This is a genomic window from Ottowia sp. SB7-C50 (genome assembly GCF_033110285.1).
GTDB lineage: Bacteria > Pseudomonadota > Gammaproteobacteria > Burkholderiales > Burkholderiaceae_C > Ottowia.
Map to the genome: position 1 here is coordinate 3,448,382 of NZ_CP136995.1, position 25,213 is coordinate 3,473,594.

22 protein-coding genes are annotated in these 25,213 nt (G+C 68.5%); 13 read left to right on the forward strand and 9 right to left on the reverse strand.

Annotation, left to right across the window (positions count from 1 at the left end; translation table 11 throughout):
* Positions 1 to 104: 104 nt before the first annotated feature.
* Positions 105 to 1,457: an argininosuccinate synthase gene (gene argG, locus R0D99_RS16510; RefSeq protein WP_317749252.1), complete on the forward strand. Its 1,353-nt coding sequence runs from the start codon at positions 105 to 107 to the stop codon at positions 1,455 to 1,457.
* A 370-nt stretch (positions 1,458 to 1,827) separates the two neighbouring features.
* Positions 1,828 to 2,586 (forward strand): TSUP family transporter, encoded by a 759-nt coding sequence (locus R0D99_RS16515; protein ID WP_317749253.1) that lies wholly within the window; start codon positions 1,828 to 1,830, stop codon positions 2,584 to 2,586.
* 32 nt (positions 2,587 to 2,618) lie between these two features.
* On the opposite strand, the gene R0D99_RS16520 is transcribed toward R0D99_RS16515, so the two are convergent.
* Positions 2,619 to 3,140, reverse strand: coding sequence for a MarR family transcriptional regulator (locus tag R0D99_RS16520; protein ID WP_317749254.1), 522 nt, complete (start codon positions 3,138 to 3,140; stop codon positions 2,619 to 2,621).
* Positions 3,141 to 3,357: 217 nt separating this feature from the next.
* Here R0D99_RS16520 and R0D99_RS16525 point away from each other — a divergent pair, with 217 nt between their 5' ends.
* The 7 genes from R0D99_RS16525 (at position 3,358) to R0D99_RS16555 (ending at position 12,252) form a co-directional block, all read left to right on the forward strand.
* Positions 3,358 to 5,382: an FAD-dependent oxidoreductase gene (locus R0D99_RS16525; RefSeq protein WP_317749255.1), complete on the forward strand. Its 2,025-nt coding sequence runs from the start codon at positions 3,358 to 3,360 to the stop codon at positions 5,380 to 5,382.
* A 36-nt stretch (positions 5,383 to 5,418) separates the two neighbouring features.
* Complete coding sequence (gene badH, locus R0D99_RS16530) at positions 5,419 to 6,204, forward strand: 2-hydroxycyclohexanecarboxyl-CoA dehydrogenase (RefSeq protein WP_317749256.1); 786 nt, start codon at positions 5,419 to 5,421, stop codon at positions 6,202 to 6,204.
* Between the two features lie 162 nt (positions 6,205 to 6,366).
* Entirely contained in the window at positions 6,367 to 7,149 is a 783-nt protein-coding gene (gene badI, locus R0D99_RS16535; RefSeq protein WP_317749257.1) for a 2-ketocyclohexanecarboxyl-CoA hydrolase, read from the forward strand.
* 41 nt (positions 7,150 to 7,190) lie between these two features.
* The gene (locus R0D99_RS16540) at positions 7,191 to 8,387 is read left to right on the forward strand and encodes an ABC transporter substrate-binding protein (protein WP_317749258.1); all 1,197 of its coding nucleotides are present in this window, start codon (positions 7,191 to 7,193) and stop codon (positions 8,385 to 8,387) included.
* Entirely contained in the window at positions 8,384 to 9,541 is a 1,158-nt protein-coding gene (gene aliB / locus R0D99_RS16545) for a cyclohexanecarboxyl-CoA dehydrogenase (RefSeq protein WP_317749259.1), read from the forward strand. Before R0D99_RS16540 ends, aliB begins: the two co-directional genes overlap by 4 nt.
* A 180-nt stretch (positions 9,542 to 9,721) precedes the next feature.
* Positions 9,722 to 11,353, forward strand: a complete 1,632-nt coding sequence (gene aliA / locus R0D99_RS16550; protein WP_317749260.1) for a cyclohexanecarboxylate-CoA ligase — start codon at positions 9,722 to 9,724, stop codon at positions 11,351 to 11,353.
* A 143-nt stretch (positions 11,354 to 11,496) separates the two neighbouring features.
* The gene (locus R0D99_RS16555; RefSeq protein WP_317749261.1) at positions 11,497 to 12,252 is read left to right on the forward strand and encodes an SDR family NAD(P)-dependent oxidoreductase; all 756 of its coding nucleotides are present in this window, start codon (positions 11,497 to 11,499) and stop codon (positions 12,250 to 12,252) included.
* A gap of 57 nt (positions 12,253 to 12,309) precedes the next feature.
* On the opposite strand, the gene R0D99_RS16560 is transcribed toward R0D99_RS16555, so the two are convergent.
* From R0D99_RS16560 to alr, 3 genes are all read right to left on the reverse strand, one after another.
* Positions 12,310 to 12,594, reverse strand: coding sequence for a hypothetical protein (locus tag R0D99_RS16560; protein ID WP_317749262.1), 285 nt, complete (start codon positions 12,592 to 12,594; stop codon positions 12,310 to 12,312).
* Complete coding sequence (locus R0D99_RS16565; RefSeq protein WP_317749263.1) at positions 12,591 to 13,214, reverse strand: cytochrome c oxidase subunit 3; 624 nt, start codon at positions 13,212 to 13,214, stop codon at positions 12,591 to 12,593. The genes R0D99_RS16560 and R0D99_RS16565 overlap by 4 nt, the downstream gene beginning before the upstream one ends.
* A 93-nt stretch (positions 13,215 to 13,307) precedes the next feature.
* Positions 13,308 to 14,405 (reverse strand): alanine racemase, encoded by a 1,098-nt coding sequence (alr, locus tag R0D99_RS16570; RefSeq protein ID WP_317749264.1) that lies wholly within the window; start codon positions 14,403 to 14,405, stop codon positions 13,308 to 13,310.
* 318 nt (positions 14,406 to 14,723) lie between these two features.
* Here alr and lplT point away from each other — a divergent pair, with 318 nt between their 5' ends.
* The 3 genes from lplT to R0D99_RS16585 all read left to right on the forward strand — a co-directional run bounded on the left by lplT (position 14,724) and on the right by R0D99_RS16585 (position 17,915).
* On the forward strand, positions 14,724 to 16,004 hold the full coding sequence (gene lplT, locus R0D99_RS16575; protein WP_317749265.1) for a lysophospholipid transporter LplT: 1,281 nt from the start codon (positions 14,724 to 14,726) through the stop codon (positions 16,002 to 16,004).
* 179 nt (positions 16,005 to 16,183) lie between these two features.
* A complete protein-coding gene (locus R0D99_RS16580) occupies positions 16,184 to 17,089 on the forward strand; it encodes a DMT family transporter (RefSeq protein WP_317749266.1) in 906 nt (301 codons plus the stop codon).
* A gap of 355 nt (positions 17,090 to 17,444) precedes the next feature.
* On the forward strand, positions 17,445 to 17,915 hold the full coding sequence (locus tag R0D99_RS16585; protein ID WP_317751151.1) for a glutathione peroxidase: 471 nt from the start codon (positions 17,445 to 17,447) through the stop codon (positions 17,913 to 17,915).
* A 46-nt stretch (positions 17,916 to 17,961) separates the two neighbouring features.
* Here R0D99_RS16585 and glcF read toward each other — a convergent pair whose 3' ends face one another.
* The 5 genes from glcF to R0D99_RS16610 all read right to left on the reverse strand — a co-directional run bounded on the left by glcF (position 17,962) and on the right by R0D99_RS16610 (position 23,345).
* On the reverse strand, positions 17,962 to 19,218 hold the full coding sequence (gene glcF, locus R0D99_RS16590) for a glycolate oxidase subunit GlcF (RefSeq protein WP_317749267.1): 1,257 nt from the start codon (positions 19,216 to 19,218) through the stop codon (positions 17,962 to 17,964).
* Positions 19,218 to 20,330 carry a glycolate oxidase subunit GlcE gene (gene glcE, locus R0D99_RS16595; RefSeq protein WP_317749268.1) on the reverse strand — a complete coding sequence of 371 codons (1,113 nt, stop codon included), beginning with the start codon at positions 20,328 to 20,330 and terminating at the stop codon, positions 19,218 to 19,220. The genes glcF and glcE overlap by 1 nt, the downstream gene beginning before the upstream one ends.
* Before the next feature lie 259 nt (positions 20,331 to 20,589).
* Positions 20,590 to 22,113: an ammonium transporter gene (amt, locus tag R0D99_RS16600; protein WP_317749269.1), complete on the reverse strand. Its 1,524-nt coding sequence runs from the start codon at positions 22,111 to 22,113 to the stop codon at positions 20,590 to 20,592.
* A 41-nt stretch (positions 22,114 to 22,154) separates the two neighbouring features.
* On the reverse strand, positions 22,155 to 22,493 hold the full coding sequence (glnK, locus tag R0D99_RS16605) for a P-II family nitrogen regulator (RefSeq protein WP_317749270.1): 339 nt from the start codon (positions 22,491 to 22,493) through the stop codon (positions 22,155 to 22,157).
* Positions 22,494 to 22,559: 66 nt separating this feature from the next.
* Positions 22,560 to 23,345: a TorF family putative porin gene (locus tag R0D99_RS16610; RefSeq protein ID WP_317749271.1), complete on the reverse strand. Its 786-nt coding sequence runs from the start codon at positions 23,343 to 23,345 to the stop codon at positions 22,560 to 22,562.
* A gap of 282 nt (positions 23,346 to 23,627) precedes the next feature.
* On the opposite strand from R0D99_RS16610, the gene R0D99_RS16615 reads away from it, so the two are divergent.
* Positions 23,628 to 25,169, forward strand: a complete 1,542-nt coding sequence (locus R0D99_RS16615; protein ID WP_317749272.1) for a YifB family Mg chelatase-like AAA ATPase — start codon at positions 23,628 to 23,630, stop codon at positions 25,167 to 25,169.
* Positions 25,170 to 25,213: the final 44 nt, after the last annotated feature.

Consider the following 25,213-nt stretch of genomic DNA (forward strand, 5'->3'; position numbering starts at 1 on the left):
CGGGTGCCCTATGCTGCATTCCGCGCCCGCTGCCAAAAAGCGGAAAATAACCGGTTCTCACCCACCCGAACGTGCCTGCGGGTCATCCGCGTCGTCATCCCTCCATGTCCCACACCATCCTGCAAACCCTCCCCGCCGGCCAGAAAGTCGGCATCGCCTTTTCGGGCGGCCTCGATACATCCGCCGCGCTGCTGTGGATGCGCCAGAAGGGCGCCATGCCCTACGCCTACACGGCCAACCTGGGCCAGCCGGACGAGGACGATTACGAGGCCATTCCGCGCAAGGCGATGGAATACGGCGCCGAGGTGGCGCGTCTGGTCGACTGCCGGACGCAACTGGCCAACGAGGGCATTGCCGCGCTGCAGTGCGGCGCCTTCCACATCCGCACCGGCGGCGCCACCTATTTCAACACCACGCCGCTGGGCCGGGCCGTAACCGGCACCATGCTGGTCAACGCGATGAAGCAGGATGACGTCAACATCTGGGGCGATGGCAGCACGTTCAAGGGCAATGACATCGAGCGCTTCTACCGCTACGGCCTGCTGGCGAACCCGTCGCTGAAGATCTACAAGCCATGGCTTGACCAGCGCTTCATCGACGAGCTGGGCGGCCGCAAGGAAATGTCCGAATTCATGCAGACGGCCGGCTTTGACTACAAGATGTCGGCAGAAAAGGCGTATTCAACCGATTCGAACATGCTGGGCGCCACCCACGAGGCGAAGGACCTGGAAGAGCTGAGCAGCGGCATCCGCATCGTCAACCCGATCATGGGCGTGGCGTTCTGGAAGCCCGAGGTGGAGGTGAAGCCCGAGGAAGTGCGCGTGCGCTTTGAAGAAGGCCGCCCGGTGGCGCTGAACGGCCGTGAGTTCGCCGACCCGGTGGAGATGTTCCTGGAAGCCAACCGCATCGGCGGCCGCCACGGGCTGGGCATGTGCGACCAGATCGAGAACCGCATCATCGAGGCCAAGAGCCGCGGCATTTACGAAGCGCCCGGCATGGCGCTGCTGTTTACCGCGTACGAGCGCCTGCTGACCGGCATTCACAACGAGGACACCATCGAGCAGTACCGCGTCAACGGCCTGAAGCTGGGGCGCCTGCTGTACCAGGGCCGCTGGTTCGATCCGCAGGCCATCATGCTGCGCGAAACCGCCCAGCGCTGGGTGGCCAACGCCATCACCGGCGAGGTGACGCTGGAGCTGCGGCGCGGCAACGACTATTCGATCCTGAACACCGAATCGCCCAACCTGACCTACGCGCCCGAGCGCCTGTCGATGGAAAAGGTGGACAACGCGCCGTTCACCCCGCTCGACCGCATCGGACAGCTGACCATGCGCAACCTGGACATCACCGACACGCGCGGCAAGCTGGCCGTCTACAGCAAGACCGGCCTGCTGCAACTGGGCGAAGGCTCGATGCTGCCGCAGCTGGGCCACGACAGCGAGGCGGGCAAGAAGTAAGGCCTGGACCGCAAAAAAGCGCCCCGGCAGCCCGTTCGCGCACCAAAGTCGTACGGGCAAGCCCCAATAGGGAATGTGCGCCGGGCTGTTACATTGGCTTGACTCGGAAGCTGCTGCACCTTCATGGTGCGGGCAGCGTAAAAGGGCCGAGGAGACAAGACCACCCAAAGCAAAAACTCCAAGACTCCATAGAAGACCAACGCGATCTTTGCCAGGGCGCCCCAACGGGCGCCCTTTTTTCTTGCCTGTCGCTTGCATGACGGCGGCTTCGGCACCGTGCGGCGGGCATCGGCATAATCCGGTCGATTCGGCTGCTGCCGCTTGATACAAGGGCGCAAACAGCTATCAAACAAATAGCAATCGAGTGGTCATGGAACTGGTTCTCGTGTCGATGGCCTCGCTGCTGGCGGGCTGCATCGACTCCATCGTGGGTGGCGGCGGGCTGATCCTGGTGCCGGCGCTGTTCGCGGTGTACCCGGGCGCCGCGCCCGCCACGCTGTTCGGGACCAACAAGAGCGCATCGGTCTGGGGCACGACCATCGCCACGCTGCAATACAGCCGGCGCGTGCAGTTGCGCTGGCCCGTGCTGCTGCCGGCGGCGCTGGCGGCGCTGGTGGGCGGCTTTGCCGGCGCCTGGCACGTCACGCTGGTCGACCCCAGCTTTCTGCGCAAGCTGCTGCCCTTTATCCTGCTGGCGGTGCTGCTCTACACGCTGGCCAAAAAGGACTTGGGCAGCACCCACGCGCCGCGGCACGACCGCCAGCGCGAGACGCTGCTGGCCTGCGCCATTGGCGCCGTGATCGGCTGGTACGACGGCTTCTTCGGCCCCGGCACGGGCAGCTTCTTCATCTTTCTGTTTGTGCGCCTGCTGGGCTACGACTTTCTCAACGCGTCGGCCTCGGCCAAGCTGCTGAACGTGGCGACCAACCTGGCGGCCATCGCCCTGTTTGCCATAAAAGGCCACGTGTGGTGGCACATCGGCATGGTGATGGCGGTGGCCAACGTGGCAGGCAGCCTGATCGGTACGCGGCTGGCGCTGAAGCACGGCGCAGGCTTTGTGCGCGGCGTGTTCATCGTGGTGGTGGGCGCGCTGATCCTGAAGACGGGTTACGACGCGTTCCTGAAGTAAATGGGCCGTTGGCGCTGACCTGAAGCGCGGATTCAGCCATCAAATTCGGAGCATTCCGCAGGCGACGCAGCGGCGCCCAGCGCCGTCAGATCGGCCTTGGCCATGCCTTCGTTCAGCCGGTTGAGAAAGTGCACCAGCGCCACCTTGTCGTCGAAGCGCATGCCGTCGGCGGCCTGGCGATAGAACTCGTAGATGCGCGGCTGCAGGCTGTCCCAGAAGGCGCGGCCTTCCGGCGTGAGCTGCACGCGCTTGGCGCGCCGGTCCTGCGTGTCGGCCACGCGGGTCACGTGGCCATCGCGCTCCAGACGCTTGAGCACGCCGTCCAGGTTCTGCCGGCTCACCACCAGATAGTCGGCCAGTTCTGAAAACGCCATCCCGCCGCTGGCCTGCGGCCGCGACAGCGCGCCCAGCACCGACCACTGCACGGTGGTCACGCCCACTTCCTTGACGACCTGCCGCGCCAGCGTGTTGCCGACCTGGAACAGCCGGAAGAACAGGCGGTTGTGGATGGCCGAGACGGAAACGTCGTAGGCGTCTTGGGACGAGCGGGACATGAGGGGCAAACCAGTGTGCAAACCCGGCAAGCCTAACCCATCCGACAGCGCGTCGACTACGCCGTCGGGCACAGGCTTAAACATAAACACCTTGTCATATAAACGTGGTTTGCTGCAGTGCAGCATAGGGCGAATCCATCTATTTACATCATGATGTTGACATATAAATGCGTTCGCCGCAAAATTCCGCCATCGCCGCACCTGCCGCCTGCCACCCATGTCCACGCCCTTCCCGCACCTGCTCCAGCCCCTGCGCGTGGCCGGCGTCACGCTGCCCAACCGCATGGTCATGGGGGCGATGCACACCCGGCTGGAGACGATGGACCGGCCCACCGAGCGCCTGGCGGCCTTCTACGCCGCGCGCGCGGCGGGCGGCATCGGCCTGATCCTGACCGGCGGCTACGCGCCGGTGCCCGAAGGCGTGATGGACGAAGGCGGTCTGGTGCTGAACGACGCCACGCAACTGCCCGAGCACCGCGCCATCACGCAGGCGGTGCGTAATGCCGGCGGCCACATCGTGCTGCAGTTGCTGCATGCCGGGCGCTACGCCAGGGTGGCCGACTGCGTGGCGCCTTCGGCGCTGAAGGCGCGCATCAACAGCTTCACGCCGCGCGCACTGGGCATCGACGAGGTGTGGCAGACCATCGACGCCTTTGCCCACAGCGCCGCGCTGGCCGAGGCCGCGGGCTATGCGGGCGTCGAGATCATGGGCTCCGAGGGCTACCTGATCAACGAATTCACCAGCGCGCTGACCAACCAGCGCGACGACGCCTTCGGCGGCGATGCGACGCGCCGCCAGCGTTTTCCGGTCGAGGTCGTCAAGGCCGTGCGCGCCCGCGTGGGCCGCGATTTCATGCTGATCTACCGCATCTCGGCCATCGACCTGATGGACGGCGGCATGACGGGCGACGAAGTGGCCGACCTGGCGCGCGTCGTCGAGGCCGCCGGGGCCGACCTCATCAACACCGGCATCGGCTGGCACGAAGCCGCCGTGCCCACCATCGCCGCCGCCGTGCCGCGCGCGGCCTGGGGTGCGGCGGTGCGCAACGTCAAGCGCGCCGTGGCGATCCCGGTGATGGCGTCGAACCGCATCAGCACGCCCGATGTGGCCGAGCAGCTCATCGCCAGCGGCACGGCCGACCTGGTGTCGATGGCACGGCCACTGCTGGCCGACCCCGACTTCGCGCGCAAGACGGCCGAGGGCCGCGCCGCCGACATCAACCACTGCATCGCCTGCAACCAGGCCTGCCTGGACCACATCTTCACCGAGCGCGTAGCCACCTGCCTGGTCAACCCGCGCGCCGGCCGCGAGCTGGACTTTGCCGGCGAAGCGCCCGCCGCCGCGCCCAAGCGCATCGCCGTGGTGGGCGGCGGCCCGGCCGGCATGGCGTTTGCCGCCAACGCGGCGCAGCGCGGCCACCGCGTGACCCTGGTCGAGGCCGACGCCGAGCTGGGCGGTCAGCTCAACATGGCGCGCCAGGTGCCGGGCAAGCGCGAATTCAACGACATGCTGCGCGCCTTCCGCACCGCGCTCGACCGCGCGGGCGTACAACTGCGTCTGGGCACGCGTGCCGATGCCGACGCGCTGGCGCAAGGCGGCTTCGACGAGGTGGTGCTCGCCACCGGCGTGCGGCCGCGCCGGCCCGACATCGCCGGGCTGGACCACCCCAGCGTGCTGAGCTACGTGGACGTGCTGGCGCGCCGCGCGCCGGTGGGGCAGCGCGTGGCCATCCTGGGCGCGGGCGGCATCGGCTTTGACGTGGCCGAATTTCTGCTGGGCGATGACGCCGAATCCACCGACACCGCCGCCTTCATGGCCGCCTGGGGCGTCGACGCCTCTCTGCGCAGCCCTGGCGGACTGGCCGCGCCGGTGCGCCATGCGCCGCGCCGGCAGGTCCACATGTTCCAGCGCAAGCCTGAGTCGCTGGGCAGGAATCTCGGCAAATCCACCGGCTGGATCCTGAAGGCACGCCTGCGCGAGGCCAAGGTGACCATGACCGGCGGCGTGACCTACGAGCGCATCGACGACGCCGGCCTGCATTACCGCCTGAACGGCGAGGCGCGCGTGCTGCCGGTGGACTCCGTGGTGCTGTGCACCGGCCAGGAATCGAACCGCGTCCTGCACGACGAACTGGCCGCGCGCGGCATCACGCTGCGCCTGATCGGCGGCTGCGACGTGGCGACCGAGCTGGACGCGCTGCGCGCCATCGACCAGGCCACGCGGCTGGCGGTGGCCATCTGACACCCCTTTTCACCTGACATTGCAAGGAGACAACCCATGAGCAGCTTCGACAACCAGACCGTCATCGTCACCGGAGGCGGTGGCGGCATTGGCGGCGCCACCTGCCGCCGCTTTGCCGCTGCGGGCGCCAAGGTGGCCGTATTCGACCGCGACCTCGGCGCCGCGCAAAAGGTGGCGGATGCCATCCAGGCCAGCGGCGGCCAGGCGGCGGCGTTCCCCTGCGACATCACGGACCGCGCGCAGGTCGATGCGGCCGTGAAGACCGCCACCGAGCAGCTCGGCCCCATCGACGTGCTGGTCAACAACGCCGGCTGGGACGTGTTCAAGCCCTTCACCAAGACCAGCCCCGACGAGTGGGCCAGGCTGATCGCCATCAACCTGACCGGCGCGCTGCACATGCACCACGCCGTGCTGCCGGGCATGGTGGCGCGCAGCAAGGAAGCCGGCTGGCGCGGCGCGCGCATCGTCAACATCGCGTCCGACGCCGCGCGCGTGGGCTCGTCGGGCGAGGCGGTGTACGCGGCCTGCAAGGGCGGGCTGGTGTCGTTCAGCAAGACGCTGGCGCGTGAGCATGCACGCCACGGCATCACCGTCAACGTGGTGTGCCCCGGCCCAACCGACACGGCGCTGTTCGCCGACTACAAGGAAGGTGCCGGCAACCCCGAGAAGCTGGAAGAAGCCTTCAAGCGCTCCATTCCGCTCGGCCGCATCGGCCAGCCCGATGACCTGCCGGGCGCCATCCTGTTCTTTGCCAGCCCCGACGCGGCCTTTGTCACCGGTCAGGTGCTGAGCGTGTCGGGCGGGCTCACGATGAACGGCTGAAAACCAACAGCCGGACGCGAAGAACGCGAAGGATTCGCGAAGGACGCAAAAGCAAAACCTTTTTTGAATCTTTCGCGTCCTTCGCGTGACCTTTGCGTCCTTCGCGTCCTGCTTTCTCATTCAAACAATCCATCTACCGTTGCAACCATTGGCGAGCATGCTATGAAATTCGAAGACATCCTGTACGAAGTGAAGAACGGCGTGGCCTGGATCACCATCAACCGGCCCGACAAGATGAACGCGTTCCGCGGCACCACCTGCGACGAACTCATCAAGGCGCTCAACAAGGCCGGCTACGACCGCGACGTGGGCTGCATCGTGCTGGCCGGCGCGGGCGAGAAGGCCTTCTGCACCGGCGGCGATCAGTCGGCGCACGACGGCAACTACGACGGCCGCGGCACCATCGGCTTGCCGATGGAAGAGCTGCACACGGCGATCCGCGACGTGCCCAAGCCCGTCATTGCGCGCGTGCAGGGCTTTGCGATTGGCGGCGGCAACGTGCTGTGCACGATTTGCGACCTGACCATCTGCTCCGAGAAAGCCATCTTCGGCCAGGTCGGCCCCAAGATGGGCTCGGTCGACCCCGGCTACGGAACGGCCTTCCTGGCCCGCGTGGTGGGCGAGAAGAAGGCGCGCGAAATCTGGTACCTGAACAAGCGCTACAGCGGTCAAGAGGCCGTGGCCATGGGCCTGGCCAACGTCTGCGTGCCGCCCGAAAAGCTCGATGAAACGGTGCAGGAATGGGCCGAGACCATTTGCGAGCGCAGCCCCACCGCCATTGCCATTGCCAAGCGCAGCTTCAACATGGACACGGCGCACCAGTCGGGCATTGCCGGCATGGGCATGTATGCGCTCAAGCTGTACTACGACACCGACGAGTCGCGCGAAGGCGTGGCGGCGCTGAAGGACAAGCGCAAGCCCGAGTTCCGCAAGTTCGCCAAGTAAGCCGCGCGCGTCGAACCACAAACAACACAAGGAGACAAAGCATGAACCAACTGAACTGCATCGCCGCCGCCGCGCTGGCCGCCACCACGCTCCTGGCCGCGCCCGCGCACGCGCAGGACAAGGTCACCATCGGCTTTCTGACCGACATGTCCACCGTCTACGCCGACCTGGACGGCAAGCTGGGCGCCACGGCCATCCAGATGGCCATTGACGACTTTGGCGGCAAGGTCAATGGCAAGCCGATCCAGCTGCTGGCCGCCGACAACCTGAACAAGGCCGACGTGGCGCTGGCCAAGGGCCGCGAATGGTTCGACACGCAGCAGATGGACATGCTGGTCGGCGGCACCAACTCGGCCGCCGCGCTGGCGCTGGCCAAGCTGGCGCAGGAGAAGAAAAAACCCTTCATCGTCAACGGCTCGGGCTCGTCGGCGCTGACCAACGAGCAGTGCAACCCCTACACCATCCACTACGCGTGGGATTCGGTAGCGCTGGCCAAGGGCACGGCGGCGGCCATGACCCGGCAGGGCGCCAAGAACTGGTTCATGCTGGTGGCCGACTACGCTTTCGGCCACGCCATGCAGGCCGACGCCACCAAGGTGATCGACGCCAACGGTGGCAAGCTGGTGGGCGTGGCGCGCCACCCGATCAACACCGCGGACTACTCATCGTTCTTGCTGCAGGCGCAGAACGCCAAGCCGCAGGTGCTGGGCTTCGTCAACGCCGGCGGCGACTTTGCCAACGCGCTCAAGGCGGCGCGCGAGTTTGGCTTGGACAAGCAGATGAAGATGGCCAGCCTGGTGCTGTTCATCTCCGACATCCACGGCCTGGGTCTGGCACAGACGCAGGGCTTGCAGTTCACCACCAGCTGGGACTGGAATTTGAACGACGAGTCACGCGCCTTCGGCCGCAAGTTCTTCGCCAAAACCAAGCGCATGCCGACCGACGTGCAGGCCTCCAACTACTCGGCCACCCTGCAGTACCTGAAGGCGGTGGAAGCCACCAAGTCGACCGATGGCGACAAGATCATGGCCTACCTGAAGAGCACGCCGCTGAAGGACTTCTTCGCCAGCGGCACCATTCGCCCCGATGGCCGCTACGTGCACGACATGTACCTGATGCAGGTGAAGACACCGGCCGAATCCACCCAGCCCTGGGACTACGTCAAGCGCGTGGCCACGCTGCCGGGCGCAGAGGTGTTCACCACCAAGGCCGAATCCAAATGCGCGCTGTGGAAATGACCCGCAACCCCTACATCGACGACGACCTGCAGGCGATTGCCGAACAGGCACGCCGCTTTGCCACCGAGCGCGTGGCGCCCGGCTACCTGGAGCGCGACGACACGCGCGTGCTGGATCGCACGCTGATGCGCGAGATGGGCCAATTGGGCTTCATCGCGCCCGAGCTGCCTGAAGCCTACGGCGGCCAGGGCCTCGGCTCGCTGGCCGCCGGCGTGATCCACGAGGAGATTGCGCGCGCTGATTTGTCGATCAGCTACATCAACCTGCTGGCCTCGCTCAACGGCCAGATCCTGGCGGAGCACGGCCAGCCCGAAGTCGTGAAACCGTGGCTCGAAAAGCTGACGCAAGGCGAGGCGCTGTTCGCCATCGCGCTGACCGAGCCGCGCGGTGGCTCCGACGCCGCCAACCTGCGCCTGCGCGTGGAGCGCGTGGCCGATGGCTATGTCATCAATGGCGAGAAAACGTCGATCTCCGCCGCCGACCAGGCCGACGCCACCGTGGTGTTCGGCCGCACCGGCGCGGTGGATGCGGGCGCGCACGGCGTCACGGCGCTGCTGGTGCCGATGGACACGCCGGGCGTGACGACGAGCCGCTTCGACTGCCATGGCCAACGCGCCATTGGCCGCGGCTCCATCTTTTTCGAGAACGCCAAGGTGCCGCTGGACCACCGGCTGGGTGACGAGAACAAGGGCTTCGTGCAGGTGATGCAGGGCTTTGATTTCTCGCGCGCGCTGATCGGCCTGCAGGTGCTGGCGGTGGCGCAGGTGGCGCTGGAAGAAGCCTGGGCCTACGCGGCCGAGCGCCAGGCGTTCGGCAAGCCGCTGGCGGCCTTCCAGGGCGTGTCGCACCCGCTGGCCGACTTGCAGACCCAGGTGCTGGCCGCGCGCCTGCTCTGCCTGCAGGCGCTGTGGCTGAAGGACCACGACCTGCCGCACAGCGCCGAAGCGGCCATGTGCAAGTGGTGGGCGCCCAAGCTGGCCTACGACGTGGTGCACCAGTGCCTGCTGACGCACGGCCACGGCGGCTACGACCGCGGCCCGATGGAGCAGCGCCTGCGCGACGTGCTGGGTTTCCAGATCGGCGACGGCACGGCGCAGATCATGAAGACGATCATCGCGCGCGCGCAGGCGGGGCGGGCGGCGGTGGGGGTGTGAATTTCGAAGTCAGAACAGCCGGACGCGAAGGACGCAAAGGGATTCGCAAAGAACGCGAAACCAATACCAAGTGGTCTTTCTTTTCGCGTCCTTCGCGTGACTTTCGCGTCCTTCGCGTCCGGTTTTTGATGTGGCAATGGATGCGTGCCGAGCGCTGACAACAATCAAGGAGACAATGCTATGGAATTTGATGCCATCCTGATCCCCGCGCGCCGCGCCGCCGCCGTCGCGGCGGGCCTGTGGCCGGACCGCACCATCAACGACGCGCTGGACGAGTGCGTCGCCCAGGTGCCCGACAAGACGGCGCTCACGGCCATGCGCGCCGAAGGCGGTGCGGTGACGCGCTTCACCCACCGCGAGCTGGCCCGCATGGCCGACCGCATCGCCGTCGGCCTGCACAAGCTGGGCGTGGGCCAGAACGACGTGGTCGCCTGCCAATTGCCCAACTGGTGGCAGTTCACCGCGCTGTACCTGGCGTGCTCGCGCATCGGCGCGGTGATGAACCCGCTCATGCCCATCTTCCGCGCGCGCGAGCTGGCCTTCATGCTGGCGCACGGCGAGGCCAAGGTGTTCGTGTGCCCCAAGGTGTTTCGCGGCTTCGACCACGAACAGATGGGGCTGGAATTGCAGGCGCAGCTGCCTCACCTCAAGCACGTGATCGCCATCGACGGCGCGGGCGACCACAGCTTCGACCAGCTGCTGAGCGGCCCGGCGTGGGAGGACGCGCCCGACGCGCGCGCCATCCTCACGCAGCACCGCCCCGGCCCCGACGACGTGACGCAGCTCATCTACACCAGCGGCACCACGGGCGAGCCCAAGGGCGCGATGCATTCGGCCAACACGCTGCTGGCCAACATCCTGCCGTATGCCGAGCGGTTGAAGCTGGGGCAGGACGATGTGATCCTGATGGCCTCGCCCATGGCGCACCAGACCGGCTTCATGTACGGGCTGATGATGCCCATCTTCCTGCGCGCCAGCGCCGTGCTGCTGGACGTGTGGGAGCCGAAGAAGGCGATCGACCTGATCCGCGCCGAAGGCTGCAGCTTCACCATGGCGTCCACGCCCTTCCTCACCGATCTGGCCAAGAACGTGGCCGACAGCGGCCTGGCCGTGCCCACACTCAAGACCTTTTTGTGCGCGGGCGCGCCGATTCCCGGCCCGCTGGTCGAGCAGGCGCGCGCCGCGCTGGGCGCCAACATCATTTCGGCCTGGGGCATGACGGAAAACGGCGCCGTCACCACCACGCTGCTGGAGGACGACCCCAGCCGCAGCGCCACCACCGACGGCAAGCCGCTGCCGGGCGTGGAAGTGCGCGTGGCCGACGTGGATGGCACGCCGCTGCCCCACGGCGAGGCGGGCCGGCTGCTGCTGCGCTCGCACTCCAACTTTGGCGGCTACCTGAAGCGCCCGCACCTCAACAACACGGATGCCGAGGGCTGGTTCGACACCGGCGACCTGGCGCGGCTGGACGACGCCGGCTACATCCGCATCACGGGCCGCAGCAAGGACGTGATCATTCGCGGCGGCGAGAACATTCCCGTGATCGAGATCGAATCGCTGCTCTACAAGCACCCGGCGGTGCAGCAGGTGGCCATCGTGGCGTATCCCGACGAGCGCCTGGGCGAGCGCGCCTGCGCCGTGATCGTGCCCAAGCCGGGGCAGGAAATCGACCTGGCCAGCGTGGCGGCCTTCCTGAGAGAGCAGAAGGTGGCGCAGCAGTACATCCCGGAGCGGGTGGACGTGCGCGACGCCATGCCGTCCACGCCGTCCGGCAAGATCCAGAAATTCAAGCTGCGCGAAGAATTGAAATGACCCCCCCTGAGTCGCTGCGCGCCTTCCCCCCTTCGCTGTGCAGGGGGGACAACGCCAGTGGCCGGCACAGGTCCGGCCACGGCGTTCGCTGGCATGGCCTGCTCCGCAGCCATTGGACCGGTTCAACAACGGCGTCGCGGAGCATGAAGGGCTTGAACGGCCGCGTGGCCCTGGTCACCGGCGCCGGTGGCCCGATGGGCTTTGCAGTCGCGCAGCGGCTGGCCGAAGAAGGCATGCGGCTGGTGCTCACCGACATCTCGGGCACGCGGCTGGCGCAATCGCGCGCCGCGCTGGCCGATGGCGGCGCGCCCGTCGTGGCGCTGCGCGGCGACGCCATGCAGCGCGCCGAGGCGAAAGATGTGGTCGATGCCGGCATGCAGGCCTTTGGCGCCATCGACGTGCTGGTGAACGTGGTGGGCGGCATCAAGTCGGCGCAGCTCTACACGCCGTTTTTGCAGATGAGCGAGGCGCAGTGGGACAGCACGCTGGCGCTCAACCTCAAGCCCGGCTTTCACCTGACGCAACTCGTGGCGCCGGGCATGCTGGAACGCCGTTGGGGCCGCATCGTCAACTTTGCGTCCATCGTGCTGCAGGGCGAAGGCGGGCAGGCCGACTACGCCGCGGCCAAGGCGGCGGTGGCGGCCTTCACGCGCAGCCTGGCGGAAGAATTTGCGCCGCACGTGCGGGTGAACGGCGTGGCGCCAGGGCTGATCCAGACCACGGTGACGGATCGGCTCGATGCCGCGGACCGCGACGAGTTGACCAGCCGCGGCTTCCTGAAGCGCGCCGGCCAGCCGCGCGAGGTGGCCGACGCGGTGGCCTTTTTGTGCAGCGACGAATCGTCCTTCATCACCGGCGAGGTGATGGCGGTGTCGGGTGGCAACCACCCGCATCTTTGACAAAAACAGCCACTTGCGCTTGCCAGATAACGGCCAATAGCTATCAAATACGGAGCATCAGCGCGATTCCAGCCACGCCGTCACCACCAGCGCCAGCGGCGCCAGGGCGATGAACCCCCGCACGATGCGGCGAAACACGGGCGCGGCGTCGGCCACTTCCAGGTAGTGCTCGGCCACCAGCCAGGCCTTCCACGCCACCAGCGCGGCAATCAGCCAGCCGATCCAGGGCAGCACGCCGCGCTCCGTCACGGCGATGCCGGCGCTGGCCACGGTGAGCAAGGCCAGCAGCCCCCACGCCTGGGTGGGGTTGTGCGGGCCAAGGGCGTGCAACAGGCGTTTCATACGAAGGCGTAGAAGAGCGAGAACAGCATCAGCCACACGATGTCAGTGGCGTGCCAGTAAATGGCCATCGACTCCAGACCCTTCAGGTTGCCGGGCCGGTAGGCGCCCTGCCACACGCGCAGCAGCACCCAGGCCATGCCCAGAATGCCCCAGGCCGAGTGCATGAAGTGGTTGATGGTGAGGTAGTAGTACACCGTGAAAAACGCGTTGTTGCCCGCGATCACGCCGTGCGCCGGGTTCCACTGGATCTCCAGCCATTTCAGCAGCGGGTAGCCCAGCGCCACGATGACGGCGCCGGTCATCCCCACGCGCGCGGCGCGCTGGTCGTCGCGACGCACCGCCAGCACGGTGCGCACCAGCAGGTAGCCGCTGGTCAGCATCACCAGCGTGATGAGCAGCCCGCCCAGCGTCCACAGCCGGGGCGCGCCGGCGCGGAACACGTCGGGGTAGCTCCAGCGGGCGATGAAATAGACCACGAAGAACACTGCGAATTCGACGAATTCGCAGGTGATGCCGATCCACATCGCCGTGTAGCCGGGGCGTGCAGATTCTGCCGCCTCGGCGTGGGCGGGTGCGGGCGGGTCGGTCAGCGAAAGGGAAGCGGTAATAGGGACGGACAAGGTGGTCTTGATCGTAGGCAAGCCACGGCCGGCGCGCCTTGAATCAGGACAAGCCTGCAGCGCCGGTCGGGGCGTCCGCCGGCGCCGCCGCGCTCAGTCGGCCACCGACACCGGCACGCGCCGCGCCAGCGCGCACATCAGTTCGTAGCCCACGGTACCGGCGGCGTGCGCCACATCTTCGATGGGCAGCACGGCGCCATTGGCCGATGTGCCCCACAGCGTGACTTCGCTGCCCAACGCCGCCTGCGGCACCGTGGTCAAGTCGACCACGATCATGTCCATGCTGACGCGCCCCAGCAGGCGCGTGCGCACGCCATCGACCAGCACGGGCGTGCCGGTGGGTGCATGGCGCGGGTAGCCGTCGGCGTAACCGCAGGCGACGACGCCGATGCGCATCGGCGCTTCGGCCGTGAATGTGGAGCCGTATCCGACGCTCGCGCCCGCGGGCAGATCGCTGACAGCTATCACTTTTGCAGCAAGCGTCATCGTCGGCCGCAGGCCCCAGTGCGCGGCGTCGTGCGCGGGAAAGTCGGGTGACGAACCATAGGCGGCGATGCCGGGGCGCACCCAGTCGCCGCGCACCGCGGCGTCCTGCGCGTGGCGCAAGGTGGCTGCGCTGTTGCACACGCTGCGTTCACCCGGCAGGCCGTCGGCGGCGCGCTGAAAGACGGCCCATTGCACCGCGATGCCCTTGTCGCCATCGGCATCGGAGAAATGCGTCATCAGCGAGATCTCGTCGACCTGCGGCAGCGCCTGCAGGCGCGCGTAGGCAGCGCGAAAGCGCTCGGGCGCAAAGCCGAGCCGGTTCATGCCCGAGTTGAGCTTGAGGAACACGCGGTGCGGCTGATGTGTCTTGTGCGTGGCCAGCCAGTCGATCTGCTCGTCGCAATGCACGGCGTGCCACAGGTTCAGGCGCGAACAGAGTTCCAGGTCGCGTGGCTCGAACACGCCTTCCAGCAGCAGGATGGGCCCGCGCCAGTCCAGGTCGCGCACACGCTGCGCCTCGGCCAAGTCGAGCAGGGCAAAGCCGTCGGCGCCACGCAGACCCTCAAACGCCCGCTCGATGCCGTGCCCGTAGGCATCGGCCTTGACGATGGCCCACACCCGCGCACCGGGCGCGGCGTCGCGCATGCGCTCCAGGTTGTGGCGCAGGGCGGCGGTGTGGATGGTGGCTTTGATCGGGCGTGGCATGGCGCGATTCTGTATCACCCGCCGAAGCGCACGCCCGTGCTATAACGCGCGGCAGCGTTTACAGAACAGATACATTTTGGCTGTCACCCGTCTCCGCGGAGCGTTATCCGCGCGTGAAATCCCATCGCCGCTGGCGTTGGCGCTGCCACCCAGGTTGGTGGCAGCGTGGTGCGCGATCGCATATCACCCACGGCCGCGCAGCAGGCCGTGCCACGGGCCGCGGAGCAGGCCATACGGGAACGCCGCAGCCGGGGTCCCCCTGGCTGCCAGCGTTGTCCCCTTGGGGGGGAAGGCGCGCAGCGCCTCAGGGGGGGGGGCATGAAACGCGGCTTCTACACCATCATGGCCGCGCAGTTCTTCAGCTCGCTGGCCGACAACGCGCTGTTCGTCGCGGCGGTGGAGTTGCTGCGTGCCGACGGCGCCGCCGAATGGCAGCGCGCCGCGCTGGTGCCGATGTTCGCGCTGTTCTACGTCATCTTGGCGCCGTGGGTGGGCGCGTTTGCCGACTCGCAGCCCAAGGGCCGCGTCATGTTCATCAGCAACGCGATCAAGATCGTCGGCTGCCTGGCCATGCTGTTCGGCGGCCATCCGCTGCTGGCGTATGCCGTGGTGGGCCTGGGCGCGGCGGCGTATTCGCCGGCCAAATACGGCATCCTGACCGAGCTGCTGCCGCCATCGCAGCTGGTCAAGGCCAATGGCTGGATCGAGGGGCTGACCATCGGCTCGATCATCCTCGGCGTGCTGCTGGGCGGCCAGCTGCTGGGCACGCGGCTGTCGTCGTACCTGCTGGCCTTCGACCTGCCCGGCATCGAAACCTCGATCGACACCGCGCCCGAAGCCGCCATCGCCTCGCTGATCATCGTCTACGGCATCGCGGCGGCGTTCAACCTGCGCATTCCGCACACCGGCGTGCAGATGCGCCCGCTGCCGCGCAACCAGCTGGCGCTGCTGCCCGACTTCTGGCGCTGCAACACGCGCCTGTGGCGCGACCGGCTGGGCCAGATTTCGCTGGCCACCACCACGCTGTTCTGGGGCGTGTCGGGCAACATGCGCTACATCGTGCTGGCCTGGGCCGCCGCGGCGCTGCACTTCAGCACCACGCAGGCCGCCAGCCTGGTGGGCGTGGTGGCCATCGGCACCGCCGTGGGCGCGGTGCTGGCCTCGATGCGGGTGCGGCTGGACCGCGCCACGCGCGTGATGCCGCTGGGCGTGCTGATGGGCGCGCTGCTGGTGGTGATGGTGTTCGTGCAGTCGCTATGGCTGGCGGTGCCGCTGCTGATCCTGATGGGCGCGCTGGGCGGCTACATCGTGGTGCCGATGAACGCGCTGCTGCAGCACCGCGGCCACAACCTGATGGGCGCGGGCCGCTCCATCGCCGTGCAGAACTTCAACGAGCAGGCCTGCATCCTGGGCCTGGGCGCGCTCTACAGCGCGTCCACCGGCGCCGGCCTGTCGGCCTTTGGCGCCATCGCGCTGTTCGGCGCGCTGGTGGTGGTGTTCATGCTCGTCATCCAGCTGTGGCACCGCTACAACCTGCGCCACCACACCGCGCAGGTGGAGCACCTGCTGGACGTGGCACGGCGGGATCCGGGACATTGACCCCCCCCTGTGCCGCTGCGCGGCTTCCCCCCGAAGGGGGACAGCGCTGGCCGCCGGCGCGGGTCCGGCGGCGGCGCTCTGGTGTGGCCTGCTCCGCGGCCGTCTGAAAGGGCTTGCTGCGCAGCCCTCAGCTACAACGTCTCGCGCCGCTTTATCGCGCTATAGCTTATTGGTTATGCATGAGCAGCTATCCATCTCATAGTGAACATGCGTCCACCGGGCCGGTGCTGGCGCTGGTGTTCAACGCGCTGGTGTGGGGCTTGTCGTGGATCGCCTTCAAGGCGCTGCATGCGCATGGCCTGCATCCGCTGTGGAGCACGGCCATCGTCTACGGCGGGGCGCTGGTGGGGTGGCTGGTGTGGCAGCCGGGCAGTGTGCGCGCCTTGGTTCGCCATCCGTGGCTGCTGGGGCTGGCGGCGGCGGCGGGGCTGACCAACGTCGGCTTCAACTGGGCGGTGACGGTCGGCGACGTGGTGCGCGTGACGCTGCTGTTCTACCTGATGCCGGTGTGGTCCATCGGCCTGGCCTGGTGGCTGCTGGACGAGCGACCGACGCGCGCGGCCCTGCTGCGCCTGCTGCTGGCGCTGGGCGGCCTGGTGCTGGTGCTGCACAAACCCGGCTCGTCCTGGCCTCTGCCCCGTGGCGCGGCCGACTTCCTGGCGCTGCTGGGCGGCTTCTGCTTTGCGCTGACCAACGCCTTGCTGCGGCGCTGGCGCGATGCACCACAACCGGCGCGCGTGCTGGCCATGTTCGGCGGTGGATTCGCCATGTCGACCACGCTGGCCCTGGCCGGCCTGGCGGGCGGCGCGCCGGGGCCTGGCTGGCTGGCGAACGCCGCCGGCTGGCTGCCTTGGGCGGTGGGCCTGACGCTGGCCTTCCTGGGCGGCAACCTGGCGCTGCAATACGGCGCCGCCCGCTTGCCGGCGCAGGTCACGGCCTTGATCATGCTGGCCGAGGTGGTATTTGCCAGCGTGTCGGCGGTGTGGCTGGGTGCCGCCACGCCCACCTCGTGGACGTGGGCCGGCGGCGCGCTGATCCTGCTGGCTGCGCTGCTGTCGATTCGCCCGGTACGCCGGGCGGACTGAGGGCGGCGACGAGCGCGCGGGCTGGCCGCGCGACCACAACGGGGTCGTTGACACTGGTCACGATCAGGGTGAGCGCCCTCGGGCCGCCACACGGGCAGCAGGTGCTCACCTTCCTCCTGGCTCAGCGAGCGTAGGGACTGCAGCAGCGAGTGCTTGATCGGCGTGAGGCCGATGAAAATGCAGTTGGGTTGCACTGCAGTAGTGACCCTTGCCAGTGCCACGACGGCTGTCGACCCATGGCTGCGACGCCACGGGCAGATACCATGAAAGGTGCACAGCCCTGTTGTTTTCCTGCCGCCCTTTGTTGAACGCATTGCAGCCCCGCCCATGAACGACCTCGCCCCCCCTTGCCTCGCTGCGCCTGCACACGCTAGGCGGCGACGCCGTCGACTGGTCTGCCTTCGATGGCCGGGTGCGGCTGGTGGTCAACACCGCCAGCGCGTGCGGCTTCACGCCGCAGCTGGCCGGGCTGCAGGCGCTGCATGAGCGCTATGGCCCGCGCGGGTTAACGGTGCTGGGTTTTCCGTGCAACCAGTTCGGCCGGCAGGACCCGGGCAGCGCCGCCGAGATCGGCGCCTTCTGCACGCGAAACTACGGCGTGGACTTTCCGATGATGGCCAAGTGCGACGTCAACGGCCCCGGCGCGCACCCGCTGTTCCGCTGGCTGAAGGCGCAAGCCCCGGGGGTGCTGGGCACGCGGGCCATCAAGTGGAACTTCACCAAATTCCTGCTGGGGCGCGACGGGCGCGTGATTGGCCGCTACGCGCCCCGCACGCCGCCCGACGCGCTGGCAGGCGACATCGATGCCGCGCTGGGCCAGGCCTGAAGCCAAACAAGCCGCCAGCGCTTGTCAATACAGCGCGGACAGCTATTTATTTTGAAGCAGACAGCGCCTCGTCCAGCGCCTCGATCCAGTGCCGCACCGGCACGTCGGTGCCCGACTGCAGGTGGGTGATGCAGCCGATGTTGGCCGACAGCACCGCCGCCGGCCGGTCGGCGGCGCGCTCGCCGACCAGGTGGCCCAGCTTGCGGTCACGCAGCTGCACGGACAGCTCGGGCTGCAGCACCGAATAGGTGCCGGCCGAACCGCAGCAAAGATGCGGCTCCTGCGCGGCAGGCCGCAGCTTGAACCCGAGCGCGCCCAGGTGCTGCTCGACCCCGCCACGCAGCCGCTGACCGTGCTGCAGCGTGCAGGGCGGGTGCCAGGCCAGCGTGCCGGCGGGCGCGCGCACGCGGCCGCGCAGCGCGTCGGCGATGTCGGGCAGCAGCTCGCTCACGTCGCGCGCCAGAGCCGACACTTTTTCGGCCCGCTCGGCATAGCGCGGGTCGTGGCGCAGCAGGTGGCCGTAGTCCTTGACCATGGCGCCGCAGCCCGAGGCGTTGATGACGATGGCTTCCACGCCGCCCTGCGCCACGCCGCGCTCGATGTGCGGCCACCAGGCGTCGATGTTGGCGCGCATCTGGCGCAGGCCGCCCTCGGCGTCGGCCAGGTGGAACTTCACGGCACCGCAGCAGCCCTGGCCGCGCGCCAGCACGCATTCGATGCCGGCGGCGTCCAGCACGCGGGCCGTGGCGCTGTTGATGCTGGGCGCCATCGACGGCTGCACGCAGCCTTCGAGCAGCAGCACCTTGCGCGCGTGCGACCGCTTTGGCCACGCACCGGCGTCGCGCCGCTCGGGCACCTTGGCCTGCAGCGATGCCGGCAGCCAGCCCCGCACCGACTGGCCCAGCCGCATGGCCGGCCCGAACAGCGGCGACGTCAGCCCGCGCCGCAGCCAGGCGCGCGTGCGCGCTTCGGCCGGCGGGCGCGGCACCTTGGCCTCGACCACCTGGCGGCCGATGTCGATCAGGTGGCCGTACTGCACGCCGCTGGGGCAGGTGGTTTCGCAGTTGCGGCAGGTCAGGCAGCGGTCCAGGTGGACTTGCGTGTCGCGCGTGGGCGTGTGGCCTTCCAGCACCTGCTTGATGAGGTAGATGCGACCACGCGGACCGTCCAGTTCGTCGCCCAGCAGCTGGTACGTCGGGCAGGTGGCGGTGCAGAAGCCGCAGTGCACGCACTTGCGCAGGATGGCCTCGGCCTCGCGGCCGGCGTCGGTGCCTTGGAATTCGGGGGCGAGTGCGGTTTGCATCAGAAATCCGGATAGAGCCGCCCGGGGCAGAAGATGCCCGCCGGATCGAACTCGCGCTTGAGCTGCGCATGGATGCGCGCCAGCGGCGCGGCCAGCGGCGTGAACACGGGCGTCACCCCGTCGCCGCCGCGAAACAGCGTGGCGTGGCCGCCCGCGCGCGCCGCGGCCTCGCGCACGCGGGGCGCGTCCTGAGGGGTCGCCTTGATCCAGCGCTGCGCGCCGTGCCATTCGACCAGCGTCGGCCCCAGGTTGAGCGGCGTGGCGGTGTCGGGCACGCTGGCGCGCCACAGCGCCTCGCCCGGCGCCAGGCGAAAGAAAGGCAGCGCCTGGTCGCGCAGCGCCGTCCACTGGCGCTGAGCGCGTTCATCGTCCAGCACATGCCCGCCCATCTGCTGCACCGCGCTGGCGATGGCCGCGTGCGCGCCGCGCAGGCGCACCGCCAGCTGGCCGTCGGCCCAGCAACTGGCGTTGAGCGGCAGCGGCTGGCCGCCCCAGCGGTTGAGCTGCTGGCGCGCGCTGGTCTCGCTCAATTCAAACAGCAGCGTGCGTTCGGCTGGCGGCACGGGCAGCACCTTCAGGCTGACCTCGGTGATCACGCCCAGCGTGCCGAGCGAGCCCGCCAGCAGTCGGCTGACGTCGTAGCCGGCCACGTTCTTCATCACCTGGCCGCCAAAGGTGAGCAGCTGGCCGCGGCCGTTAAGCACCTGCACGCCCAGCACGTAGTCGCGCACCGCGCCCGCACTGGCGCGCGCCGGCCCCGACAGGCCCGCCGCCACCATGCCGCCCACCGTGCCCCCGGTGCCGAAGCGCGGCGGCTCGAACGGCAGGCACTGGCCGGCTTCGGCCAGCACGGCCTCCAGGTCGCGCAGGCGCGTGCCCGCGCGCACGGTAACCACCAGCTCGCTCGGCTCATACGCCACCACGCCGGCCAGGGGCCGCACGTCCAGCAGTTCGCCGTGCAGATCCTGCCCGTAGAAATCCTTGCTGCCGCCGCCGCGGATGCGCAGCGGGCGCCCGCGCGCCACCGCCTGGTGAATCTTGGCGATCAGCGTCTGCAGCGGCGCATCGACGGCGCCTTCGGGCACCGGTTCGGCGGGAACGTTGAGGGACATGCGCCGATGGTAACCGGGGTGCGTCACCCGGGGTCGGGGCAAGGACAAATCGGCTGCGGGCCTTTGCGACATCAGGGCACAAAGCTATGCAATCAGTAGCATTTTGATGTCGCAAAAAAAACGCGCCGGGTGGCGCGCTGCAAGTGCCTTGGATGGCTTGATGAATAGCCCGGCCTGCGCGGGGCAGCCGCGGAGCGGGCTTGCCCCGGCCGCTGGCTGCGTCCCCCTTTGGGGGAAGCCGCGCAGCGGCACAGGGGGATTAACGGTTATATGCCGTCTCGCCATGGCTGGCAATGTCCAGCCCCTCGCGCTCTTCCTCTTCGGTCACGCGCAGGCCGATGAGCACATCGACGATCTTGTAGGCGATGAACGAGACCACGCCCGACCACACGATGGTCAGCCCCACGGCCTTGGCCTGCGTCCACACCTGCGCGGCGATGGAGTAGTCGGCGGCCGTCACCACGCTGGCCGTCACCCAGTCGGACACGTAGCCGGGGCCGCCGAGCGCCGGGCTGTTGAACACGCCCGTCAGCAGCGCGCCCAGGATGCCGCACACGCCATGCACGCCGAACACGTCGAGCGAATCGTCGGCGCCCAGCAGGCGCTTCAAACCCGTCACGCCCCACAGCCCGGCAAAGCCGGCGACGAGGCCCATGACCAGCGCGCCGCCCATGCCCACGTTGCCCGCCGCCGGCGTGATGGCGACCAGCCCCGCCACCGCGCCCGAGGCCGCGCCCAGCATCGACGCCTTGCCCTTGTGCAGCGCCTCGCCCAGGCTCCACGTGAGCACCGCGCCCGCAGCGGCCTCCAGCGTGTTGATGAAGGCCAGGCCCGCGGTGCCATTGGCTTCCAGCGCCGAGCCGGCGTTGAAGCCGAACCAGCCCACCCACAGCAGCGCCGCGCCCACCATGGTCAGCGTCAGGCTGTGCGGCGCCATCGCCTCGCGGCCGTAGCCGATGCGCTTGCCGATCATGAACGCGCCCACCAGGCCCGCCACGGCGGCGTTGATGTGCACCACGGTGCCGCCGGCAAAGTCCAGCGCGCCCCATTGCCAGATCAGCCCGGCCTTGGCGTTCAACGTGTCGACCACCTCCTTGCCGGTGTAGGCGTCCGGGCCTTGCCAGAACCACACCATGTGCGCGATGGGCAGGTAGCTGAAGGTGAACCAGATCACCATGAAGGCCAGCACCGCGCTGAACTTGGCGCGCTCGGCAAAGGCGCCGACGATCAGCGTGCAGGTGATGGCGGCAAACGTGGCCTGGAAGGCAGCGAACACGACTTCCGGAATCACCACGCCCTTGCTGAAGGTGGCAGCGTTGGCAAAGGTGCCCGTGGCCGGGTCCCAGATGCCGCTCATCAGCAGCCGGTCGAAGCCGCCGAAGACGGCATTGCCCTCGGTGAAGGCAACCGAGTAGCCGTACAGGAACCACAGCACGATGATGAGCGAGAAGGTGACGAACACCTGCATCAGCACGCTCAGCATGTTCTTGCTGCGCACCAGACCGCCGTAGAACAGCGCCAGGCCGGGAATCGTCATCAGGATCACCAGCAGCGTGCTGACCATCATCCACGCCGTGTCGCCCTTGTTGGGCACGGGCACTGGCGCGCTGACGGCAGCGATTGGGGCGGCAATTGCTGCAGAAACAATAGCTGTAGCGTTAGTCACAGCGGGCGCAAACGCCGCACTGGCCGCGATGGCGGGGGCTGCCGGCGCATCCGCCGCGAAGGCCGACGCGCACAGCAGGGACAAAATCAACAGGCAAAGCGATACCAGTCGTCGCATGAGGACGCTCCAAAAAAGGGGGAGTGAAAAAGGCTGGGGCGTTACAGCGCTTCGGCGCCGGTCTCGCCGGTGCGGATGCGAACGACCTGCTCGATGTCGGTGACGAAGATCTTGCCGTCGCCGATCTTTCCGGTGCGCGCGGATTGCTCGATGCACTCGACCACCTGGTCGACCACGGCGTCGTCCACGGCGGCCTCGATCTTCACCTTGGGCAGGAAGTCGACCACGTATTCGGCGCCGCGGTACAGCTCGGTGTGGCCCTTCTGGCGACCGAAGCCCTTGACCTCGGTGACGGTAATGCCCTGCACCCCCACCTGCGACAGGGCCTCGCGCACCTCATCCAGCTTGAAGGGTTTGATGACGGCGGTGACCATTTTCATGTTGCTTTCCTTTTGATAGCTGCCTGCGCTTGTCAGGCAAGCGCGGCAGGCCCATTTGTTCGATATTCAGAAGCTGTACTTGAGGCCCGCCACCAGCATGGCGCGGCCGGTGAAGCGGCCCGCGGGCGTGGTGTACAGCGCCTTGTCGGCGTTGGTGCCGATGAGCGCGGCGCTGGCCGACAGGCCGTTGCCGAAGTCCTTGGCCAGGGTGACGCCGTAGTCGGTGTACGAATAGGCGCTGTTGTGGCGCACCCACTGGCGGCCCACATGCGGCACCACCGACCAGCCGCTGCCCAGGTCGACGTTGGCCGACAGGTCGAGGTAGCCGCTGTGCTGGCTGTCGGCAAAGCCGAACAGGTTGCTCAGCGCGTGCGAATACTTGGCGGTGAACAGGCCGTAGGTCAGCGCACCGTAGACCTCGGTGGTGTTGGCGCTCACCGCCAGGCGGTTGCTGGGGTACTGATAGCGCAGCAGGCCGACGTCGTAGGCCAGGCCCGAACTGCCCAGCGTGCCCTTGTAGCCGCCGTAGATGTCCCATTCGAGCGGCGCGCCGCCGCCGGCGTCCTTGATCCATTGGATGGTGGTCAGCCAGGTGCCCACGTACAGGCCGCTGGTGTGCGCATAGTCGGCCCCGGCGCTGACGGCGGGCTGCAGACGGCTTTGCGAGATGCCGCGGTAGCGGTAGTCGCTGGCCAGGCCAGCGTTGAACGACAGCGTGTTGGCGGCGGGCGGCGCCTGCTCGGTGGTGGCGTCGGTGGCGCTGCGCTCCTGCGCGGTCGCCGTGCCCGTCAGGCCCCACAGCACGCACGTGCAGGCCAGGATTTTCCAGATGGTGTGCTTAGAGGATTTCACTTCCGCTCCTTTTGAATTGAACAAGTTGAACCACAGGCAAGCAGGGACCGTGCCAGCGCATCGCTGCGGGTCGCGCCCGCCCGCCATGCGCCCGCATGGCGACGAAGCCCGCAAACGGTGCAGCGCCAAGCCAGGGCGCACACGCGCCGTGCACCAAAACAGGCTGCGCGCCGGCCGTGGGGCGCGCAGGGTCGTGCACGACGCAGCAGCGTACACCGCGTTACATTCGCAGCGTACGCGCCGCTCCGCCCATGGGGCGCCGCAGGAAGGGAATCGACCACGATGGGTTTGAGTCTGGTGCAAAGCCGCGCCCTGATGGGGCTGGCCGCGCCCGCCGTGACGGTGGAGGTGCATCTGGCCAACGGCCTGCCCAGCTTCACGCTGGTGGGCCTGGCCGACGTGGAAGTGAAGGAAGCGCGCGAGCGCGTGCGCAGCGCGCTGCAGAACAGCGGGCTGGCGTTTCCGCACAACCAGCGCATCACCGTCAACCTGGCGCCGGCCGATCTGCCCAAGGATTCGGGCCGCTTCGACCTGCCGATTGCGCTGGGCATCCTGGCGGCCAGCGGCCAGATCGACGGCGCGCGGCTGGCCGGGTGGGAATTTGCCGGCGAGCTGTCGCTGTCGGGCGAACTGCGCCCGGTGCGCGGCGCGCTGGCCGTGGCGGTGGCGCTGCAGCAGGCGGGCGTCGACGCGCAACTGGTGCTGCCGCCCGGCAGCGCCGAAGAAGCCGCGCTGGTGCCCGGCCTGCGCGTGCACCGCGCGCGCCATCTGCTGGACGTGGTGGCCCGCTTTCTGCCGGAAGGCGCCATGCCGCCCGACGCGCTGCCTGCCGACGGCTTTGCCCGCGTGCCCCCCGCCGCGCGCAGCACGCCGCCGGCCTATCCCGACCTGGCCGACGTGAAGGGCCAGGCGGCCGCCCGGCGCGCACTGGAAATCGCCGCCGCCGGCGGCCATTCGCTGCTGATGGTCGGCCCGCCCGGCACCGGCAAGTCCATGCTGGCGCAGCGCTTTGCCGGACTGCTGCCGCCCATGAGCGTGTCCGAAGCCCTGCAGAGCGCCGCCATCGCCAGCCTGGGCGGCGCCTTCGCGCTGGCGCAATGGGCGCAGCGCCCGACCCGCGCGCCGCACCACTCGGCCAGCGCGGTGGCACTGGTGGGCGGTGGCTCGCCCCCGCGGCCGGGCGAAATCTCGCTGGCGCACGAAGGGGTCTTGTTTCTGGACGAACTGCCGGAGTTTCCGCGTGCCGCGCTCGAAGCCCTGCGCGAGCCGCTGGAGTCGGGCCACATCACGATCAGCCGCGCGGCGCAGCGGGCCGACTTTCCGGCGCGCTTTCAACTGGTCGCGGCCATGAACCCCTGCCCCTGCGGCTACCGCGGCTCGACTGTGCGGGCCTGCCGCTGCACGCCCGACCAGGTGGCGCGCTACCAGGGCAAGCTGTCCGGGCCGCTGCTCGACCGCATCGACCTGCATGTCGAAGTCGGCGCGCTGCCGGCCGAAGAATTGCTGACCGCCGCCGCGGGCGAACCCACGTCCGCCGTGCGCGAGCGCTGCCTGGCGGCGCGCCAGCGCGCGCTGGCGCGTCAGGGCATGCCCAACCAGGCGCTGCACGGGCAGGCCATCGACGAACACGCGCGGCTGGACGATGCGGCGCGGCCCTTTCTGCACACCGCCGCCACGCGCCTGGGCTGGAGCGCACGCGCCACGCACCGCGCGCTGCGGGTGGCGCGCAGCATTGCCGACCTGGCCGGCAGCGATGCCGTGACCACCGCCCACGTGGCCGAGGCGGTGCAATACCGGCGCGCGCTGGTGGCGGCGGCGCAGTAAGCGGGCGTAGTCCCTTCCAGCCGCGTGGTCTACCGCGCGCGGCG

Bases quoted from the DNA above. Each gene is read 5' to 3' on its own strand.
- argG (WP_317749252.1), top strand. From the start codon at position 105: ATGTCCCACACCATCCTGCAAACCCTCCCCGCCGGCCAGAAAGTCGGC.
- R0D99_RS16515 (WP_317749253.1), top strand. From the start codon at position 1,828: ATGGAACTGGTTCTCGTGTCGATGGCCTCGCTGCTGGCGGGCTGCATC.
- R0D99_RS16520 (WP_317749254.1), bottom strand. From the start codon at position 3,140: ATGTCCCGCTCGTCCCAAGACGCCTACGACGTTTCCGTCTCGGCCATC.
- R0D99_RS16525 (WP_317749255.1), top strand. From the start codon at position 3,358: ATGTCCACGCCCTTCCCGCACCTGCTCCAGCCCCTGCGCGTGGCCGGC.
- badH (WP_317749256.1), top strand. From the start codon at position 5,419: ATGAGCAGCTTCGACAACCAGACCGTCATCGTCACCGGAGGCGGTGGC.
- badI (WP_317749257.1), top strand. From the start codon at position 6,367: ATGAAATTCGAAGACATCCTGTACGAAGTGAAGAACGGCGTGGCCTGG.
- R0D99_RS16540 (WP_317749258.1), top strand. From the start codon at position 7,191: ATGAACCAACTGAACTGCATCGCCGCCGCCGCGCTGGCCGCCACCACG.
- aliB (WP_317749259.1), top strand. From the start codon at position 8,384: ATGACCCGCAACCCCTACATCGACGACGACCTGCAGGCGATTGCCGAA.
- aliA (WP_317749260.1), top strand. From the start codon at position 9,722: ATGGAATTTGATGCCATCCTGATCCCCGCGCGCCGCGCCGCCGCCGTC.
- R0D99_RS16555 (WP_317749261.1), top strand. From the start codon at position 11,497: ATGAAGGGCTTGAACGGCCGCGTGGCCCTGGTCACCGGCGCCGGTGGC.
- R0D99_RS16560 (WP_317749262.1), bottom strand. From the start codon at position 12,594: ATGAAACGCCTGTTGCACGCCCTTGGCCCGCACAACCCCACCCAGGCG.
- alr (WP_317749264.1), bottom strand. From the start codon at position 14,405: ATGCCACGCCCGATCAAAGCCACCATCCACACCGCCGCCCTGCGCCAC.
- lplT (WP_317749265.1), top strand. From the start codon at position 14,724: ATGAAACGCGGCTTCTACACCATCATGGCCGCGCAGTTCTTCAGCTCG.
- R0D99_RS16580 (WP_317749266.1), top strand. From the start codon at position 16,184: ATGAGCAGCTATCCATCTCATAGTGAACATGCGTCCACCGGGCCGGTG.
- glcF (WP_317749267.1), bottom strand. From the start codon at position 19,218: ATGCAAACCGCACTCGCCCCCGAATTCCAAGGCACCGACGCCGGCCGC.
- glcE (WP_317749268.1), bottom strand. From the start codon at position 20,330: ATGTCCCTCAACGTTCCCGCCGAACCGGTGCCCGAAGGCGCCGTCGAT.
- amt (WP_317749269.1), bottom strand. From the start codon at position 22,113: ATGCGACGACTGGTATCGCTTTGCCTGTTGATTTTGTCCCTGCTGTGC.
- glnK (WP_317749270.1), bottom strand. From the start codon at position 22,493: ATGAAAATGGTCACCGCCGTCATCAAACCCTTCAAGCTGGATGAGGTG.
- R0D99_RS16615 (WP_317749272.1), top strand. From the start codon at position 23,628: ATGGGTTTGAGTCTGGTGCAAAGCCGCGCCCTGATGGGGCTGGCCGCG.